Genomic DNA, 15,883 nt, shown 5'->3' with positions numbered 1-15,883 from the left:
AAAATGAAACTTTGCGAACCTTGCGTGAATCTTAGCGAGCTTTGCGGTTAAACTAAAATATATGAAAAATCTAAAAAGAATAAGTTTACTAGCAGTTATAATGACTTTTATAATCTCTTGTGCAACTATGAAAAGCGATGCAAATGCTCCAGTTTCGGGAAAAGTAGAATCGATTGAAGGAGGAAAAGACGGTTATACAGCAAAAATTACTACAGATGCAAAAGAGGTATATTTTGCCACAATCAGTATCGTAAATGTTGGAGGTCCGCAAAACTACAAGCAATTAAAAATCGGTGATGTAGTTTCTGTAAAAGGAGAAAAATGGAAAACCGAGGACGAAAACCATATTAAGGTAACGGAAATTGTTTCTGTTAAATAACGAAACATAAATAAAATTTTAAACCATTAAGTGATTAAGTTTATTAAGCTTTAGAGCTTGTTGTCTTAATCTTTTAATGGTTTTTTTTATTGTGTTTCAGTTTTTTCTTAATGCAACTTCATAAGTAAGTTTGCATCATGTTAAAACTTAATTTTCTTAATCTCTTAATGGTAAATAAAAAATTATCGAATACTATCGTGCGTATGAGTCTGCACACCGTTATTCCATAAAGTAAGAATGTCTGTAGCAACAGCGGCGCCACTTCCGGCAGCGATTGCCAGCTGACTTCTCCAGCCTGCTAAAGTTCCAATAACATAAATGCCATCGGCAACTTTATGATCTTCATTTTTTAACTGGATTCGCTGTTTTTCAGGTAGCGCTTTTTTATGAGGTTCAATGTATTGCATTAAACCTTCAATGTCAAAAGTATTAGCAGAACCAATGCCGACCACGATATTTTTTGTCTGGTACGAGTTTTTGTTGGTAGTAACAGTAAATTCAGGATAAGTTCCTTCTACTTTAATTACCTTTTCATTTGGAATCTGTTCAATATGAGGATAAGTTGCGGCTAAATCCTGAGTGCTTTCCGTAAGTAATTCAGAACCCAGTTTACCGGGCGTAATTCCGTAAGCATTATAAAAAATTGCTTCCTGCAAAGAAGAAGTTTTTTGATGTGTAAAAATTCCGATTTTTTTGTCAGTAACAAAAGCTTTGTTTTTTGCCGATCCTAAGACAAGAGCGCAAGACATTCCTGACACGCCGCCTCCGATAATTAAAACATCAAACATATATTATCTGTTATCATTCATTTTTTCCTCAATTCTTTTTGATATTCTAAAAATCAAAAGAATTAAAACGGCGCAAAATGAAGCGGCGATTCCAATAAAAGCTACCATACTGTCTCCTTGAAAAGGATTTTTAAAGTCTAATAACGTAATATTAAAAACGATTAAAGCTAATGCTAAAAGCACTAAGATTGAAGTAAAAATTTTCATAACATTGGTTTGTTTGCCTAAAATAATAAAGTAGAACTTTAAAGGAGAAAAAATGCCTTAAAGTTGTATTTTAGAAATTTTATGGGGTAAAAGTATAAAAATAAATTTTAGACGAACAAACCTTTAACATTAGCGGCGAATAATTTAACAGCTATTGCTAAAAGTATTACTCCAAAAGTTTTGCGAACAACGCCAAGTCCGTTTTCTCCTAAAAGAGTCTCTATTTTTTTTGAAGACTTCAAAACTATATAAACGAGAATAATATTTAGTAAAATGGCAATGATGATATTAATAGTATGAAACTGGGAGCGAAGTGATAATAAAGTAGTCATAGTTCCCGCTCCGGCAATCAATGGAAAAGCTAATGGGACAATGGAAGCAGAACCCGGTTCTTCATCTCTGTAAATTCTAATTCCTAAAATCATTTCCAATGCGAGGAAGAATAAAACAAAAGAACCTGCAACGGCAAATGAGTGTACATCGATACCAATTAAGTTCAATAATCCTTCTCCAACGAAAAGAAAAACAATCATAATTGCTCCGGCTACAATAGAAGCTTTTTCAGATTCAATATGTCCAACTTTTGCTCTTAGATTCACAATAATGGGAATAGAACCTACAATATCAATTACGGCAAAAAGTACCATACTTACGGTAATGATTTCTTTGAAGTCGATTTCTAACATATCGTTTTGATTTTTAGGGTTTAAAAAACTGCTGCAAAAGTAGATAATAAAGTTAGGTGTTTTTTCTATAGAATGTATTTTTGTTATAAAAACATGTTTTATTGGTTAAAAAAGTGATATTTGTAACAATTGATGTTTATGTCGCAAAGTTTCGCAAGTTTTTTTCGCAAAGATTCGCGAAGTAATATTTATAAATTGGTTTTATAGAGAAAAATCTTTGTGAAACTTCGTGTTTCCTTTGTGAATCTCTGTGGTATATTTTTTATGTCTATTCTTTGACTATCTTTGCACTTTATAAATTACAGTATTTTAGAATCATGTTTCAGTTAGGTAAAACTATTATTTCAGAGGATATTCTGGAGAAAGAATTTGTGTGCAACTTGTCTGCTTGTAAAGGAGCTTGTTGCGTTGATGGAGATGCGGGTGCGCCTTTGAATGAGGCTGAAACTAAAATCTTAGAAGAAATCTACCCAAAAGTAAAACCTTTTTTACGAAAAGAAGGAATCGAAGCGATCGAAGCACAGGGAACGTGGGTAACCGGAACCGATGGTGATCTTGAAACTCCGCTTATTGATAATAAAGATTGTGCTTATGTAATCTTCGACGGAAAAACAGCTCTTTGCGGAATTGAGCAAGCCTATAATCAGGGAATAGTAGACTGGAAAAAACCGGTTTCTTGTCATTTATATCCAATTCGTGTAAAAGACTTCACAGAGTTTGCTGCGGTGAACTATGATAAGTGGGATATTTGTGATGATGCTTGTTCTTTGGGAAAAGAATTGGAAGTTCCCGTTTACAAATTTGTCAAAGAAGCATTAATTCGTCGTTTTGGCGAGGATTGGTATATGGAACTGGAAAAAGTAGCTGAGGAACTTAAAAATTCTTAAAATACCTATCCGCTATATAGTCTTTTTGACTATGTGTTTTGACTCAAAAAAATAAAGTTTTGACTCGAAAAAAAACTTTTTAAAACTATTAAAAATTACTTGCATTTTATATTTAAAAGTCTATATTTTACGGGGCTTTAAAGGGTGGATTGTCTTTTTAAGTTATTCATTAGCAATATTTTAATTATTGTCTGAAAAATTTCTCAAATTTTGACCGTTGTTAAAAACTACGTCCGATTGTGAATAAGTTTGACTTTTATTTTTGCCGTTAATTAACAATCTTTGTAGTCTACTGAATCAGTAAAATTTCAATACAAAAATTAACAGAATCTGTCATGTCACAAATCGAACCAATATTACAAGAAAATAAAAATCGCTTCGTTATTTTTCCGATTAAACATCATGATATATGGGAGTGGTATAAAAAGATGGAAGCTAGTTTCTGGACTGCTGAAGAAATTGACTTACACCAGGATTTGACAGACTGGAATAATAAACTGAATGACGACGAAAGATATTTCATCAAGCACATTTTGGCATTCTTTGCCGCTTCTGACGGAATCGTAAATGAAAACCTGGCAGAGAACTTTGTAAACGAGGTTCAATATGCTGAAGCGAAGTTTTTCTATGGATTTCAAATCATGATGGAGAATATTCATAGTGAGACGTATTCTTTATTAATTGATACTTACGTGAAAGACGAAGCGGAGAAAACAGAATTGTTTAATGCTTTGGAAGTTTTTCCGGCTATTGCTAAAAAAGGAGAATGGGCTTTAAAATGGATCGAGTCTGATTCGTTTGCTGAAAGACTTATTGCTTTTGCAGCAGTTGAGGGAATCTTTTTCTCAGGAGCTTTCTGTTCTATTTATTGGTTGAAAAAACGTGGTTTGATGCCAGGTTTAACTTTCTCTAATGAATTGATTTCTCGTGACGAAGGCGTGCATTGTGATTTTGCGGTTCACTTGCATAATCACCATTTGGTAAACAAAGTACCAAAAGAAAGAATCAAAGAAATTATTGTTGATGCATTGGATATCGAAAGACAGTTTGTGACTGAATCTCTTCCGGTAAGTTTAATTGGTATGAATGCTGGTTTAATGACACAGTATTTAGAGTTTGTTGCCGATAGACTTTTGGTTGAATTAGGTTGTGAGCGTGTTTACGGATCAGCAAATCCATTCGATTTCATGGACATGATTTCTCTTCAGGGAAAAACTAATTTCTTTGAAAAACGTGTTGCCGAGTATCAAAAATCCGGTGTGATGAACACAGACAGCGATGCTCAGAAAATTTCATTCGATGCAGATTTTTAGACAACAAAAAATACTTTTAGTGTCTGTCTTCTAAAGACACTGAAAAAAGATTAACAGATTATTTTTTAAAGGTTGAATCTCTTTCCCCAAGTCGTAGGTTCAATAGCAATTTTTGACGCATTTAAATTCGATTTTCGAATTTGAAACAAGTAACTATTGAGAATTTGGTAATTCTCTAAAATTAATTTAAAAACACGCAATGTTTAGGTGCTGGAATTCGTTTTCCAGTTACTTTCATTTTTTCAATAACTATAAAAGGTAAGCTTATGTATGTAGTAAAAAGAGATGGCCACAGAGAGCCCGTAATGTTTGATAAGATTACAGAAAGAATCAAAAAATTGTGCTACGGCTTAAACGAGCTTGTAGATCCGGTAAAGGTAGCGATGAGAGTTATCGAAGGATTGTATGACGGAGTTTCGACTTCTGAACTAGATAATCTTGCGGCAGAAACTGCAGCATCTATGACAATTGCTCACCCGGATTATGCACAATTGGCAGCTCGTGTGGCAATTTCAAATTTACACTCTAATACAAAAAAATCTTTCTCGGAAACGATGAAAGATATGTACAACTACGTAAACCCAAGAAACGGTCAGGACGCGCCGTTAATTGCAGATGATGTTTACAAAGTGATTCAGGAAAACGCTGCTTTTTTAGATTCTCATATCATTTATACTAGAGATTTTAATTACGATTATTTTGGTTTCAAAACCTTAGAGCGTTCTTATCTTCTTAAGATAAACGGAAAAATCGTTGAGCGTCCGCAGCACATGTTAATGCGTGTTTCGGTTGGTATTCACTTAGACGATTTAAAATCAGTAATTGAAACTTACGATTTAATGTCTAAAAAGTTCTTTACGCACGCAACGCCAACGTTGTTCAATGCAGGAACTCCAAAACCGCAGATGTCTTCTTGTTTCCTTTTGGCAATGCAGGATGATAGTATTGACGGAATTTACGATACATTAAAACAAACAGCAAAAATCTCGCAATCAGCGGGAGGAATTGGACTTTCTATTCATAACGTTCGTGCAACAGGATCTTACATTCGCGGTACAAACGGAACTTCAAACGGAATTGTTCCAATGTTGAGAGTTTTCAATGATACCGCTCGTTACGTAGATCAAGGTGGTGGAAAACGTAAAGGAAGTTTTGCGATTTATATCGAAACCTGGCATGCTGATATTTTTGATTTCTTGGATTTAAAGAAAAATACAGGAAAAGAAGAAATGCGTGCGAGAGATTTATTCTTTGCCATGTGGACTTCAGATTTATTCATGAAACGTGTTCAGGAAGATTCTACATGGACTTTAATGTGTCCAAACGAATGTCCGGGATTATATGATGTTTATGGAGATGAATTTGAAAAATTATATACCGATTACGAATTTCAAAATAAAGGAAGAAAAACAATCCGTGCTCGTGAATTATGGGAGAAAATCCTGGAATCACAAATCGAGACAGGAACGCCATATATGTTGTACAAAGATGCGGCAAACCGTAAATCGAATCACAAGAATTTAGGAACAATTCGTTCTTCTAACTTGTGTACAGAGATTATGGAGTTTACTTCTAAAGATGAAATTGCAGTTTGTAATTTGGCTTCAATCTCTTTACCAATGTTCATTGATAACGGAGAATTTGATCACCAGGCACTTTACAATGTTACAAAACGTGTAACTCGTAACCTGAACAAAGTAATCGACAGAAACTATTATCCGGTAAAAGAAGCTGAAAATTCAAATATGCGTCACCGTCCGGTTGGATTAGGTGTACAAGGTTTAGCTGATGCTTTCATCATGTTGCGTATGCCGTTTACAAGTGATGAAGCAAAAAAATTAAACCAGGAAATTTTCGAAACTTTATACTTCGCTGCTGTAACCGCTTCTATGGAAATGGCAAAAGAAGAAGGGCCATACTCAACTTTTGAAGGGTCGCCAATGTCACAAGGAGAATTCCAATACAATATGTGGGGAATGAAAGATGAAGAATTGTCAGGCCGTTGGGACTGGGCTTCATTAAGAAAAGAAGTGGTTGAACACGGAGTTCGTAACTCTCTTTTAGTTGCGCCAATGCCAACTGCATCGACTTCTCAGATTCTTGGAAACAACGAAGCTTTTGAACCATATACCTCAAACATTTACACACGTCGTGTATTGTCTGGAGAGTTCATCGTAGTAAACAAACATTTACTGGAAGATTTAGTAAAATTAGGTTTATGGAACGAAGATTTGAAACAAGAAATTATGCGTCATAATGGTTCTGTTCAAAACATCAATATCATTCCGCAAGACTTAAAAGATCTTTATAAAACAGTTTGGGAAATGTCGATGAAAGATATTATCGATATGTCTCGTCAAAGAGGATATTTCATTGACCAGTCTCAATCGTTGAACTTGTTCATGCAGGATGCTAACTATTCTAAACTAACGTCAATGCACTTCTACGCTTGGCAGTCTGGTTTAAAAACAGGAATGTATTACCTAAGAACAAAAGCGGCTGTAGATGCGATTAAATTCACATTAAACAATGATAAAAAAGAAGAAACAGCTCCTTCTTTAGTTGCAGAAACTGAAGCAATCAGTGTTGAGGATTACAAAGCGATGCTTTTAAAAGCACAAGCGGCAGATCCTGAGGATTGTGAAATGTGTGGGTCTTAATGATTTTAGAATTTAGATCTGAGATTTTAGATTGTTAATTTGATATATGAAAAGCAGTTGTCGTTTTGATAACTGCTTTTTTTGTTTATTTGTTATTAAACGTATTAGGTAATTAGTATGAATAAAACTTTAGTCATAGTTTTCTTTCTGGTCAATTTTGTCTTTGCTCAGAAGAGAGATATTATTTATAGAATTGCTTACGATTCTTATCCTGCAAATGGGTATTTTTATGGAGTTAGTGTATTGTATCTGAAGGATGATTATAGTTATAGACTCTCATACCAAAAGTATAATTCCAGAAAGATGGCTAGGAAAAATGTTTTAAGGAGCTCTGTTGATGAATATGGGAAATGGAAAATGCTTGGTGATACTTTATTACTTTACGATAATAGACAGCTATTGAGGTTTATCAAAGTCAATAATAAAAAAATAGCTTTTTTAATTGACGATATTGAAAGATTTGATCATTGCTGGAAAAAAGTTAAATATTAATATTCGCATGGATTTAAATATTGTTCAGTATAAAAATGAATATTATGAGTTAGCTCAAGAATATTTGAAGAAAATTGATTTTATAGAAGTGAATATTGTTGAAATTATTCCAAAATCCATTTCGATTTTAATCGACCATGATTTTATTCCAACTCCATGTATTGAAATCAAATTAGAACTTTATGAGAATCAGATAAAGTCAGGCAATTATTTTCTATATCTAAATGAAAATAAAGAATTCGTGGATGAGTTTTTGTACTAAGGAGGTTTAAGAGCTTTTTGTGGATATAGCCCGTGGTTTCAACCACGGGAAACGGATTGTGAAAATAGATTATGAAAACGCATTGTCTTCCCGTGGTTGAAACCACGGGCTATATTTGATTATGGTTGTTCAATATTGTGAAAACAATATCTCCGAAAATTCCCCGTTCTAATTATTACCAAAGACTTTTTCAAAACTTAGCACCTCAGAATCTTAGCAACTTAGTCTCTTTAAAATTAAACCTTTAAAAGAAACTCGAGTCTTATTGTAATAATTTCTGAACAATGAAAAAAAGCAGTCTTTGGTCCTTACGATTAGGTTTTTCAGGAAAACAAACTTCGCAAATTGAAAAACTCGGCTTAGAAAAATTTCTAAAGCAATCTTATAATTCGAAATTTGATACAACACTTCCAGACTTTCTGCAAGATCAGCCTAAAACCACTTTAGAATTGAAACAAGTTCGGGAAATCATCAAAACTTCAGATCCCGAGACAAAAAAGGAAATTCAGAAAAAAGAAAATCAAGCGACTGCCGAATTCAAAAAATGGTGGATTGCTAAAATGCGAAACGATGAATTTCCGTTACGTGAAAACATGGTTTGTTTCTGGCACAATCATTTTGTTTCGACTTCACAAAAAGTAAAAATCAATTACTGGATTTATCAGCACAACATGATTTTGCGTGAAAATGCCTTTGGTAATTTCAAAGAATTAACCAAACAAATTCTGAAATCAAATGCGATGGTTCGGTATTTAGACAATGGAGATAACAAAAAGGGTAAAGTAAACGAAAACTTAATCCGTGAATTACTGGAACTATTCACAATCGGAATTGGAAATTATACCGAAAATGATATTAAAAACGGTGCAAAAGCTTTGGCCGGATTGAATATTGGTGATGAAGGTGCTGTTTACAGAAAAAATATTGAAGACAACAGCGATAAAATTTACTTCGGAAAAACCGGAAACTGGAAAGCAGACGATTTAGTCGATATTATTTTCGAACAAAAAAACATTCCATATCTCATTACAAGAAAAATTCTGAAATGGTTTATATATGATAATCCGCCTGAAGATCTGGTAGTGTATTATGGCGATTATTTCCGAAAGCAAAAGTTTGAAATTGAACCTTTATTGACTAAAATCTTCACTGAAGAATTTAAAAAAGAAAATTCTGGAAATAAAATCAAAAATCCGCTGGTTTATATTTTACAGCTTTGTGACGAATTGCATTTGGAGAATGTTAATGACGCTGCAATTATGGCTTTTATAAAACAGCAGGGAATGGATTTGTACAATCAGGTAAATGTAAAAGGTTGGGACGGCGGAAATTCCTGGTTGACTTCACAGATTTATCTTCAAAGAAACAATACAGCCGATTTATTATGCAGTGGAAAAAGCCTAAATCGAAGAGTTTTGAAAACAATGGTAAACGGAGTTGAAAAAGAAAAATCGGATTATGAAAAAGTTTCCGTGAAAGTTACTTTTGATTCCGATGGAAATAATAAAACGATAATTTCTGAATTGTCAGATCGATTGTTGTTTACCGTCAGCGATTCGGCTCAGAAAGACATGGAGAATCTTTTGAAATACGATTTTGATCCCAAAGATCCGCATGCTGATTTTGCTGTGGTCAGACTTTTTAATTACATCACTAAACTTCCGGAATATCAATTAATCTAAAAAGCACTAATCATGAACAGAAGAAATTTTCTAACACTGACAGGAACTTTTACAGGCGGATTACTTGTGCTTCCTGATTTCTTACACGCTTTTGGTTCTCAAAACAATTTGATTGTGGGAGAACAATGTGTCGTTTTTGTACAGCTGAATGGCGGAAACGATGGTTTGAATACTTTTATTCCGTACGATGATCCGTTATATTATGATTTACGAACGAAGATTGCTTTAAATAAAGATTTAGTTGTTGGAAAGAACAAAGGAATGGCATTTCATCCTTCGTTAAAAGATTTTGCTCAAATGCAGCAAAATGGCGATTTAACGGTAATTCAAAATGTGGGTTATCCAGAACCAATTCGTTCGCATTTTAGAAGTCAGGAAATCTGGCAGACGGCAACGGATTCTAATAAATATATAAATGAAGGCTGGCTTGGAAGATTTTTAGATCTGCAATGCAACGGACATCAAGCAACAGCCGGAATTAATTTAGATTCGATTGATAATTTGGCTTTAAAAGGAGTTGAACCGAATTTTATAACCGTAAAAGATCCGGATCGATTTAAGGTAAAATCCAAAGAAGAGAATGTGATATTGTCTAAAAATCCGCATTTAGATTTTGTTCGAAAAATTGCTAATTCCGTTACAGAAGGTTCAGATGAAATCCAAAAAGCATTAGCAAAATCCAAAACAGAAATCAGTTATCCCAAAACAGAGTTATCGAAAAACCTGGAATGGATTGCACGTTTAATAAAAGGAAACCTAAACTCAAAAGTATATTATACGTCTCTTAACGGATTTGATACACACGATAATCAGCTTTCCATTCACGAAAGAAAACTAACCGATTTAAATGATGCTTTATTTAGTTTCTATTCTGATTTAAAACAAGCTCAATTATTGCAAAATGTTACAGTTGTGGTTTTCTCCGAATTTGGAAGACGGGTAAAAGACAACGGAAGCGGAACCGATCATGGAACTGCAGCGCCAATGTTTATCATAGGAGGAAACAACAAAGGAACAATTTTAGGGAATAATCCAAATTTAGCAGATTTGGATAATGGCGATTTGAAATATCAAATCGATTTTAGAAGTGTATATGCCTCTTTATTAAAAGAAAAAATGAATTTCGATTATGCTAAAATTGGGATTATGAATAAACCGGTTTCGGGACTATTTTGAATTAACTAATTAGTAATTAAATTTGCTTAAATTTGTATTCATCTTAATAATAAAAATATGGAAATCAAAAATCTATCTAAATATAGCAATGCTGAAAAAATTGTTTTAGCAGAGCAATTATGGGACAGTGTTTCTAAAAATGATTTGGAAATTTCTGATGATGTTAAGAGAGAATTGGATATTCGAATTCAAAATCTAGAAGAAGGAAAAACGGAATTATATTCTTGGGATGAAGTTAAGGCTCATTTAAAATCTCTAAGATAATAAGATAAAGTGTATAGACTTCGTTTTGTAAAGGAAGCATTATTCGATATTGAAGATATTGTTCTTTGGTACGAAGAACAGCGTGTTGGACTTTCTTATGATTTTGAACTTTGTTTAGAGGCTGGAATAGATACAATCTTAAGAAATCCAAATGCGTTCCAAAAGAAATATAAGAATGTCAAAATTTTATTTATTTCAAGATTTCCTTATGGGATTCATTATAGATTCGAAAAAGAGGAAATAATTGTTCTTGGGATTTTTCACACTTCTCGTTCTCCTAAAAATTGGTCTAAAAGATTAGGTTTGTAAATTAAATTTAAAATATTAACTACAATGATTTGCGCTAATTCGTGAATTCGTGGCGAAAAAACTTAGAACCTTAGCATCTCAGAACCTTAGAACTTCATTCTAATATTCTCATTTTAAGCCGATTTTTTTATATTATCATACAAAACGGGCTAAATTTGTTAAGAAATCCCTTTTTGTTTCATAAAATGCAATCTTTTTTTTGGTGCACTAAAAATAATTTATACATTCGCAGAGAATTTACAAAATAACACAAACAAAATGGCAACTAACCGTTTTTATTTTAGCAACAACTTTTATTTCTTCTTTAGTAGAAGTGAGGATTGTGCTATGGTTATTTGAAAAATATAAAAGACAAATAAAACTAATATACAATCCTGATGCAAATCAGGATTTTTTTTTGACTATATGACAACGAAAATTGCAATACAAGGTATTAAAGGATCATTTCATCATCAGGTTGTAAAGGAGTATTTCTCTGAAAATGTGGATATTGATGAATGTTTGTCTTTTGAAGAATTGATCGACAGCCTTATTGCCGGAAAATCTGATCAGGCCGTAATGGCGATCGAAAATTCAATTGCTGGACCAATTATTCCGAATTATGCTTTGATTGACAAGAATAATTTACACATAATTGGAGAGCATTATTTAAACATTCAGCAGAATTTAATGGCCTTGAAAGGTCAGAAAATTGAAGATATAAAAGAAGTTCATTCACATCCAATGGCCCTTTTACAGTGTATGGATTTCCTGAAACAATATCCAAATATCAAATTGATTGAGGATAAAGATACAGCCGAAACAGCAAGAAGAATTCAGGAAAAACAGTTAACCGGAATTGCGGCAATTGCAAGTGTAACGGCTTCTGAAATGTACGATCTGGATATTATTGCATCATCGATTCAAACGATTAAAAACAATATGACACGTTTCGTGATCATCAAAAAGCAAAATTCATTTTTGCCGGAAAGCGAAATCAATAGAGCGTCTATTAAGTTTGAATTAGATCACAAAAGAGGAAGCTTAGCAGCAGTTTTGAATGTAATGAGTGACTGTAAACTGAATTTGACAAAAATCCAGTCGCTTCCAAAAATTGAAACACCTTGGAAATATTCATTCTTCGTAGATGTAACATTCGAGAAATATGAAGATTTTGCAAAAGCAAAAGCATTATTAAATATCATGGCAGAGTATTTTAAAGTGTTGGGAGAATATAAAAATACCAGACCTTAAGGAAGTTAAGAGTTATTAGTTAAAAGTTAGAAGTTAAAAAAGAAAGCCTAAAGCTTACAGCCTAAGGTCTAAAGCAATAAAAACAATGATTACAACAGCAAAACGATTAGACACAGTTGAAGAATACTACTTCTCATCAAAATTAAGAGAAGTTCGTCAGTTGATGTCTGAAGGAAAACCGATCATCAATATGGGAATTGGAAGCCCTGATTTGAGTCCGTCAAAAGCAGTAATTGAAGCGGTTGCCGCAGCAATTCAAGACGAAAACGGACATGGTTATCAAAGCTATCAGGGATTACCGGAAATGAGACAGGCGATGGCGGATTTTTATAAAGATCAGTTTGGTGTGGAAGTGAATCCGAACAATGAGATTTTGCCATTGATGGGTTCAAAAGAAGGAATTATGCACATTTCGTTGGCTTTTTTAAATGAAGGCGATCATGTTTTAATTCCGAATCCAGGTTATCCAACTTATACTTCGGTAACCAATTTGGTTCAGGCAGTTCCGGTTTATTATGATTTGAAAGAAGAAAATGCATGGGAACCAGATTTTGAAGCTTTAGAAAAACTGGATCTTTCGAAAGTAAAAATTATGTGGCTGGGTTATCCGCACATGCCTACAGGAGCTAGAGGAAGTTTAGCGTTATTTGAAAAACTGGTTGCTTTTGCTAAAAAACACAATATATTATTAATCAACGACAATCCGTATAGTTTTGTTTTGAATGATAATCCGATGAGTTTATTGCAGGTTGAAGGTGCGAAGGATGTGGCTTTAGAATTGAATTCGTTAAGTAAAACATTCAACATGGCCGGCTGGAGAGTCGGAATGGTTTTAGGAAACCCTGAAATTATCGATGCAGTTCTAAAAGTAAAAAGTAACATGGACAGCGGAATGTATTACGGAATCCAAAAAGGTGCCATCGCCGCTTTAAAATGTGATAAATCCTGGTTCGAAGACCAAAACAAAATTTACAGACGCCGTAGAGAATTAACGGAAAAATTAGCTGAAAAGTTGAACTGTAAAGTGTATAAAGAAGGAGTTGGTTTATTTGTTTGGGCAAAACTTCCGGAAGGAATAGAATCAGCAGAAAAGTTCATTGACGAAATATTATATGAGAAACATATTTTCATTACACCGGGAACCATTTTTGGAAGCAACGGCGAAGGTTATATCAGATTCTCATTGTGCGTGAAAGAAGAAAAAGTACAGGAAGCGATAGATCGATTTTAAGTATTAAGACTTTAGAATTAAGTATTAAGATTTTAGATTTTTAGCCACAGTTTGTCATTTCGACGAAGGAGAAATCTCCACGAGAAACTCCACAAAGATTGGATTTTCGTTGCGGAGCTACTTGCGAAGATTTCTCCTTCGTCGAAATGACAAAAAAAACGGAAAACGATAAAGGTCTTGAAAAAACGAGAAGCCCTAGCCCTGATAGAAGTGGAAATCCTTTTGCGCCGGGGTTCGGCGGAAAAGATTGAAACGGATAGCAGGAAACAGCTTCTAATAAAAAGAAATATGAAAGTATACGTAATAGGAATAGGATTAATTGGAGGTTCGATGGTGCTGGACATCAAAGGACGTTATCCTGAGGCGACTATTTTTGGAATCGATAATAACGAACAACATTTACAACAAGCGATTGAGTTAGGAGTTATTGACGAAGCAGGAAGTTTTGAAGATCTATCAAAAGCCGATTTTGTAATTGTTTCGGTTCCGGTAGATGTAGCGCTGACGGTTTTACCTAAAGTTTTGGATGCAGTAGGAGATAAAACAATTGTTTTTGAAGTTGGATCGACGAAAAAACCAATTTGTGATGCGGTAGCGAGTCATCCGAAAAGAAGAAATTTTATTGCTACGCATCCAATTGCAGGAACAGAGTTTTCCGGGCCTTCGGCAGCAATAAGAGGTTTGTTTCAGGGAAAGACAAACATTATCTGTGAAGTCGAAAAAACGGCTTTTAAATTGCAGGAAAAAGCATTGAATCTTTTTACCTCAATCGGAATGAGGATTCGATATATGGATCCGGTTTCGCACGATAAACACATAGCTTATGTTTCGCATTTATCGCACATCAGTTCGTTTATGCTCGGAAAAACAGTAATGAACAAAGAAAAGGACGAACAAGATATTTTTGATATGGCGGGAAGTGGATTTGAAAGTACCGTTCGTTTAGCCAAAAGTTCGCCAGCGATGTGGACACCAATTTTTAAACAAAATAAAGAACACGTTCTGGAAACTTTAGAAGCTTATATCTCAAATCTCAGTCGGTTTAGGGATTTGTTAAAAGAAGAAGATTATAACGCCATTTTTGAAGAAATGGAAAGCACAAATAAAATAAAAGAAATATTAAACGGATTAATTAAAAAGTAAAAACTATAATAAAATGGAAAATAAGAAAGAAATGAGAAAGTGGTTAGAAGATTTCAATTTGAATCACCCACTTGTGATAGCTGGACCTTGTAGTGCAGAAACTGAAGATCAGGTATTGAAAATCGCTCACGAATTAAAAGATTCTAAAGTAAGCGTTTTCAGAGCCGGAATCTGGAAACCAAGAACTCGTCCGGGAGGATTTGAGGGAATTGGAGAAATTGGATTAAAATGGTTACAAAAAGCAAAAGCTGAAACTGGTTTATTAATGGGAACTGAAGTTGCGACTGCAGCTCACTGTAAACTAGCTTTAGAATACGATATCGACGTTTTATGGGTTGGAGCACGTACAACTGCAAACCCTTTCGCAGTTCAGGAAATTGCTGACACATTAAAAGGAACTGATAAAATTGTTTTGGTTAAAAACCCTGTAAACCCGGATTTAGCTTTATGGTTAGGTGGTGTTGAGCGTTTACATATGGCGGGTATCGAGAAATTAGGAGTTATTCACAGAGGTTTCTCTACTTACGAAAAAACAAAATACAGAAACATTCCAGAGTGGCAAATTGCTATCGAATTACAAAATAAATTCCCTGATTTGCCATTAATCATCGATCCATCTCACATTACTGGAGATCGTAAAATGATTTTCGAAGTAACTCAGGAAGCTTTAGACTTGAATTACGACGGTATGATTATCGAAACGCATATCGATCCGGACAACGCTTGGTCTGATGCTGCACAACAAGTGACTCCAGATGCTTTGAAACAAATCATCAAAGATTTGACCATCAGAAAAACGGATGATACTACAGATGAGTACAGCCAAAAAATGACTAAACTAAGAGCAAACATCGATGTATTGGATGCTAACTTATTAGAGTTATTAGGAAAACGTATGAAAGTGGCTGACGAAATTGGTCAAGTGAAAAAAGACGCTAACGTTGCGATTCTTCAAAACAACCGTTGGAACGAAATCTTAGGAAAAATGATTTTAGAAGGCGAGAAAAAAGGTCTTACTGAAGAATTCGTTTTAAGAATGTTCAAAGCAATTCACCAAGAAAGTATTGGACACCAAGAGAAAATTTTCAACGCATAATTTTTTCGAAACCATATAAGTGATATAAGATAATTTAAGTTTTTTAAAAGCTTTGTTGTTGAGTTTAGTTATATC

General features: G+C 34.0%; 17 protein-coding genes. 14 read left to right on the top strand and 3 right to left on the bottom strand.

Annotation, left to right across the window (positions count from 1 at the left end; genetic code table 11):
• The first annotated feature begins 61 nt into the window (after positions 1 to 61).
• Positions 62 to 379, top strand: a complete 318-nt coding sequence (locus HYN56_RS02700; RefSeq protein ID WP_109190766.1) for a hypothetical protein — start codon at positions 62 to 64, stop codon at positions 377 to 379.
• Between the two features lie 182 nt (positions 380 to 561).
• Here HYN56_RS02700 and HYN56_RS02695 read toward each other — a convergent pair whose 3' ends face one another.
• From HYN56_RS02695 to HYN56_RS02685, 3 genes are all read right to left on the bottom strand, one after another.
• Positions 562 to 1,167, bottom strand: coding sequence for an FAD-dependent oxidoreductase (locus HYN56_RS02695; RefSeq protein ID WP_109190765.1), 606 nt, complete (start codon positions 1,165 to 1,167; stop codon positions 562 to 564).
• Between the two features lie 3 nt (positions 1,168 to 1,170).
• Positions 1,171 to 1,374: a hypothetical protein gene (locus tag HYN56_RS02690; RefSeq protein ID WP_008465053.1), complete on the bottom strand. Its 204-nt coding sequence runs from the start codon at positions 1,372 to 1,374 to the stop codon at positions 1,171 to 1,173.
• 107 nt (positions 1,375 to 1,481) lie between these two features.
• Positions 1,482 to 2,060, bottom strand: a complete 579-nt coding sequence (locus tag HYN56_RS02685; protein WP_109190764.1) for a MarC family protein — start codon at positions 2,058 to 2,060, stop codon at positions 1,482 to 1,484.
• A 317-nt stretch (positions 2,061 to 2,377) separates the two neighbouring features.
• Here HYN56_RS02685 and HYN56_RS02680 point away from each other — a divergent pair, with 317 nt between their 5' ends.
• The 13 genes from HYN56_RS02680 (at position 2,378) to HYN56_RS02620 (ending at position 15,808) form a co-directional block, all read left to right on the top strand.
• On the top strand, positions 2,378 to 2,947 hold the full coding sequence (locus HYN56_RS02680) for a DUF3109 family protein (protein ID WP_109190763.1): 570 nt from the start codon (positions 2,378 to 2,380) through the stop codon (positions 2,945 to 2,947).
• Between the two features lie 335 nt (positions 2,948 to 3,282).
• Complete coding sequence (locus tag HYN56_RS02675; RefSeq protein WP_109190762.1) at positions 3,283 to 4,260, top strand: ribonucleotide-diphosphate reductase subunit beta; 978 nt, start codon at positions 3,283 to 3,285, stop codon at positions 4,258 to 4,260.
• Positions 4,261 to 4,526: 266 nt separating this feature from the next.
• Positions 4,527 to 6,920, top strand: a complete 2,394-nt coding sequence (locus HYN56_RS02670) for a ribonucleoside-diphosphate reductase subunit alpha (protein WP_109190761.1) — start codon at positions 4,527 to 4,529, stop codon at positions 6,918 to 6,920.
• A gap of 117 nt (positions 6,921 to 7,037) precedes the next feature.
• Positions 7,038 to 7,412 carry a hypothetical protein gene (locus HYN56_RS02665; protein WP_109190760.1) on the top strand — a complete coding sequence of 125 codons (375 nt, stop codon included), beginning with the start codon at positions 7,038 to 7,040 and terminating at the stop codon, positions 7,410 to 7,412.
• A 7-nt stretch (positions 7,413 to 7,419) separates the two neighbouring features.
• Positions 7,420 to 7,674: a hypothetical protein gene (locus tag HYN56_RS02660; protein WP_146194559.1), complete on the top strand. Its 255-nt coding sequence runs from the start codon at positions 7,420 to 7,422 to the stop codon at positions 7,672 to 7,674.
• A 284-nt stretch (positions 7,675 to 7,958) separates the two neighbouring features.
• Positions 7,959 to 9,356 (top strand): DUF1800 domain-containing protein, encoded by a 1,398-nt coding sequence (locus HYN56_RS02655; RefSeq protein WP_109190758.1) that lies wholly within the window; start codon positions 7,959 to 7,961, stop codon positions 9,354 to 9,356.
• 12 nt (positions 9,357 to 9,368) lie between these two features.
• Complete coding sequence (locus HYN56_RS02650; RefSeq protein ID WP_109190757.1) at positions 9,369 to 10,532, top strand: DUF1501 domain-containing protein; 1,164 nt, start codon at positions 9,369 to 9,371, stop codon at positions 10,530 to 10,532.
• 57 nt (positions 10,533 to 10,589) lie between these two features.
• Positions 10,590 to 10,796, top strand: a complete 207-nt coding sequence (locus tag HYN56_RS02645) for an addiction module protein (RefSeq protein ID WP_109190756.1) — start codon at positions 10,590 to 10,592, stop codon at positions 10,794 to 10,796.
• A 9-nt stretch (positions 10,797 to 10,805) separates the two neighbouring features.
• Positions 10,806 to 11,105, top strand: coding sequence for a type II toxin-antitoxin system RelE/ParE family toxin (locus tag HYN56_RS02640; RefSeq protein ID WP_109190755.1), 300 nt, complete (start codon positions 10,806 to 10,808; stop codon positions 11,103 to 11,105).
• Between the two features lie 405 nt (positions 11,106 to 11,510).
• Positions 11,511 to 12,338 carry a prephenate dehydratase gene (locus HYN56_RS02635; protein ID WP_012022608.1) on the top strand — a complete coding sequence of 276 codons (828 nt, stop codon included), beginning with the start codon at positions 11,511 to 11,513 and terminating at the stop codon, positions 12,336 to 12,338.
• A gap of 85 nt (positions 12,339 to 12,423) precedes the next feature.
• Entirely contained in the window at positions 12,424 to 13,569 is a 1,146-nt protein-coding gene (locus HYN56_RS02630; RefSeq protein ID WP_109190754.1) for a pyridoxal phosphate-dependent aminotransferase, read from the top strand.
• Between the two features lie 288 nt (positions 13,570 to 13,857).
• Complete coding sequence (locus tag HYN56_RS02625; RefSeq protein WP_109190753.1) at positions 13,858 to 14,712, top strand: prephenate dehydrogenase; 855 nt, start codon at positions 13,858 to 13,860, stop codon at positions 14,710 to 14,712.
• A 13-nt stretch (positions 14,713 to 14,725) separates the two neighbouring features.
• Positions 14,726 to 15,808: a bifunctional 3-deoxy-7-phosphoheptulonate synthase/chorismate mutase type II gene (locus HYN56_RS02620; RefSeq protein ID WP_109190752.1), complete on the top strand. Its 1,083-nt coding sequence runs from the start codon at positions 14,726 to 14,728 to the stop codon at positions 15,806 to 15,808.
• Positions 15,809 to 15,883 lie beyond the last annotated feature (75 nt).

Origin of the sequence: Flavobacterium crocinum, assembly GCF_003122385.1 — a bacterium.
Taxonomy (GTDB): domain Bacteria; phylum Bacteroidota; class Bacteroidia; order Flavobacteriales; family Flavobacteriaceae; genus Flavobacterium; species Flavobacterium crocinum.
The sequence above is the reverse complement of the archived record's forward strand: the minus strand, read 5'-3'. Positions and strand labels throughout refer to the sequence as shown.

What these genes read in the sequence shown, in the direction of transcription:
- HYN56_RS02700 (WP_109190766.1), top strand. Translation starts at nt 62, where the DNA reads ATGAAAAATCTAAAAAGAATAAGTTTACTAGCAGTTATAATGACTTTT.
- HYN56_RS02695 (WP_109190765.1), bottom strand. Translation starts at nt 1,167, where the DNA reads ATGTTTGATGTTTTAATTATCGGAGGCGGCGTGTCAGGAATGTCTTGC.
- HYN56_RS02690 (WP_008465053.1), bottom strand. Translation starts at nt 1,374, where the DNA reads ATGAAAATTTTTACTTCAATCTTAGTGCTTTTAGCATTAGCTTTAATC.
- HYN56_RS02685 (WP_109190764.1), bottom strand. Translation starts at nt 2,060, where the DNA reads ATGTTAGAAATCGACTTCAAAGAAATCATTACCGTAAGTATGGTACTT.
- HYN56_RS02680 (WP_109190763.1), top strand. Translation starts at nt 2,378, where the DNA reads ATGTTTCAGTTAGGTAAAACTATTATTTCAGAGGATATTCTGGAGAAA.
- HYN56_RS02675 (WP_109190762.1), top strand. Translation starts at nt 3,283, where the DNA reads ATGTCACAAATCGAACCAATATTACAAGAAAATAAAAATCGCTTCGTT.
- HYN56_RS02670 (WP_109190761.1), top strand. Translation starts at nt 4,527, where the DNA reads ATGTATGTAGTAAAAAGAGATGGCCACAGAGAGCCCGTAATGTTTGAT.
- HYN56_RS02665 (WP_109190760.1), top strand. Translation starts at nt 7,038, where the DNA reads ATGAATAAAACTTTAGTCATAGTTTTCTTTCTGGTCAATTTTGTCTTT.
- HYN56_RS02660 (WP_146194559.1), top strand. Translation starts at nt 7,420, where the DNA reads ATGGATTTAAATATTGTTCAGTATAAAAATGAATATTATGAGTTAGCT.
- HYN56_RS02655 (WP_109190758.1), top strand. Translation starts at nt 7,959, where the DNA reads ATGAAAAAAAGCAGTCTTTGGTCCTTACGATTAGGTTTTTCAGGAAAA.
- HYN56_RS02650 (WP_109190757.1), top strand. Translation starts at nt 9,369, where the DNA reads ATGAACAGAAGAAATTTTCTAACACTGACAGGAACTTTTACAGGCGGA.
- HYN56_RS02645 (WP_109190756.1), top strand. Translation starts at nt 10,590, where the DNA reads ATGGAAATCAAAAATCTATCTAAATATAGCAATGCTGAAAAAATTGTT.
- HYN56_RS02635 (WP_012022608.1), top strand. Translation starts at nt 11,511, where the DNA reads ATGACAACGAAAATTGCAATACAAGGTATTAAAGGATCATTTCATCAT.
- HYN56_RS02630 (WP_109190754.1), top strand. Translation starts at nt 12,424, where the DNA reads ATGATTACAACAGCAAAACGATTAGACACAGTTGAAGAATACTACTTC.
- HYN56_RS02625 (WP_109190753.1), top strand. Translation starts at nt 13,858, where the DNA reads ATGAAAGTATACGTAATAGGAATAGGATTAATTGGAGGTTCGATGGTG.
- HYN56_RS02620 (WP_109190752.1), top strand. Translation starts at nt 14,726, where the DNA reads ATGGAAAATAAGAAAGAAATGAGAAAGTGGTTAGAAGATTTCAATTTG.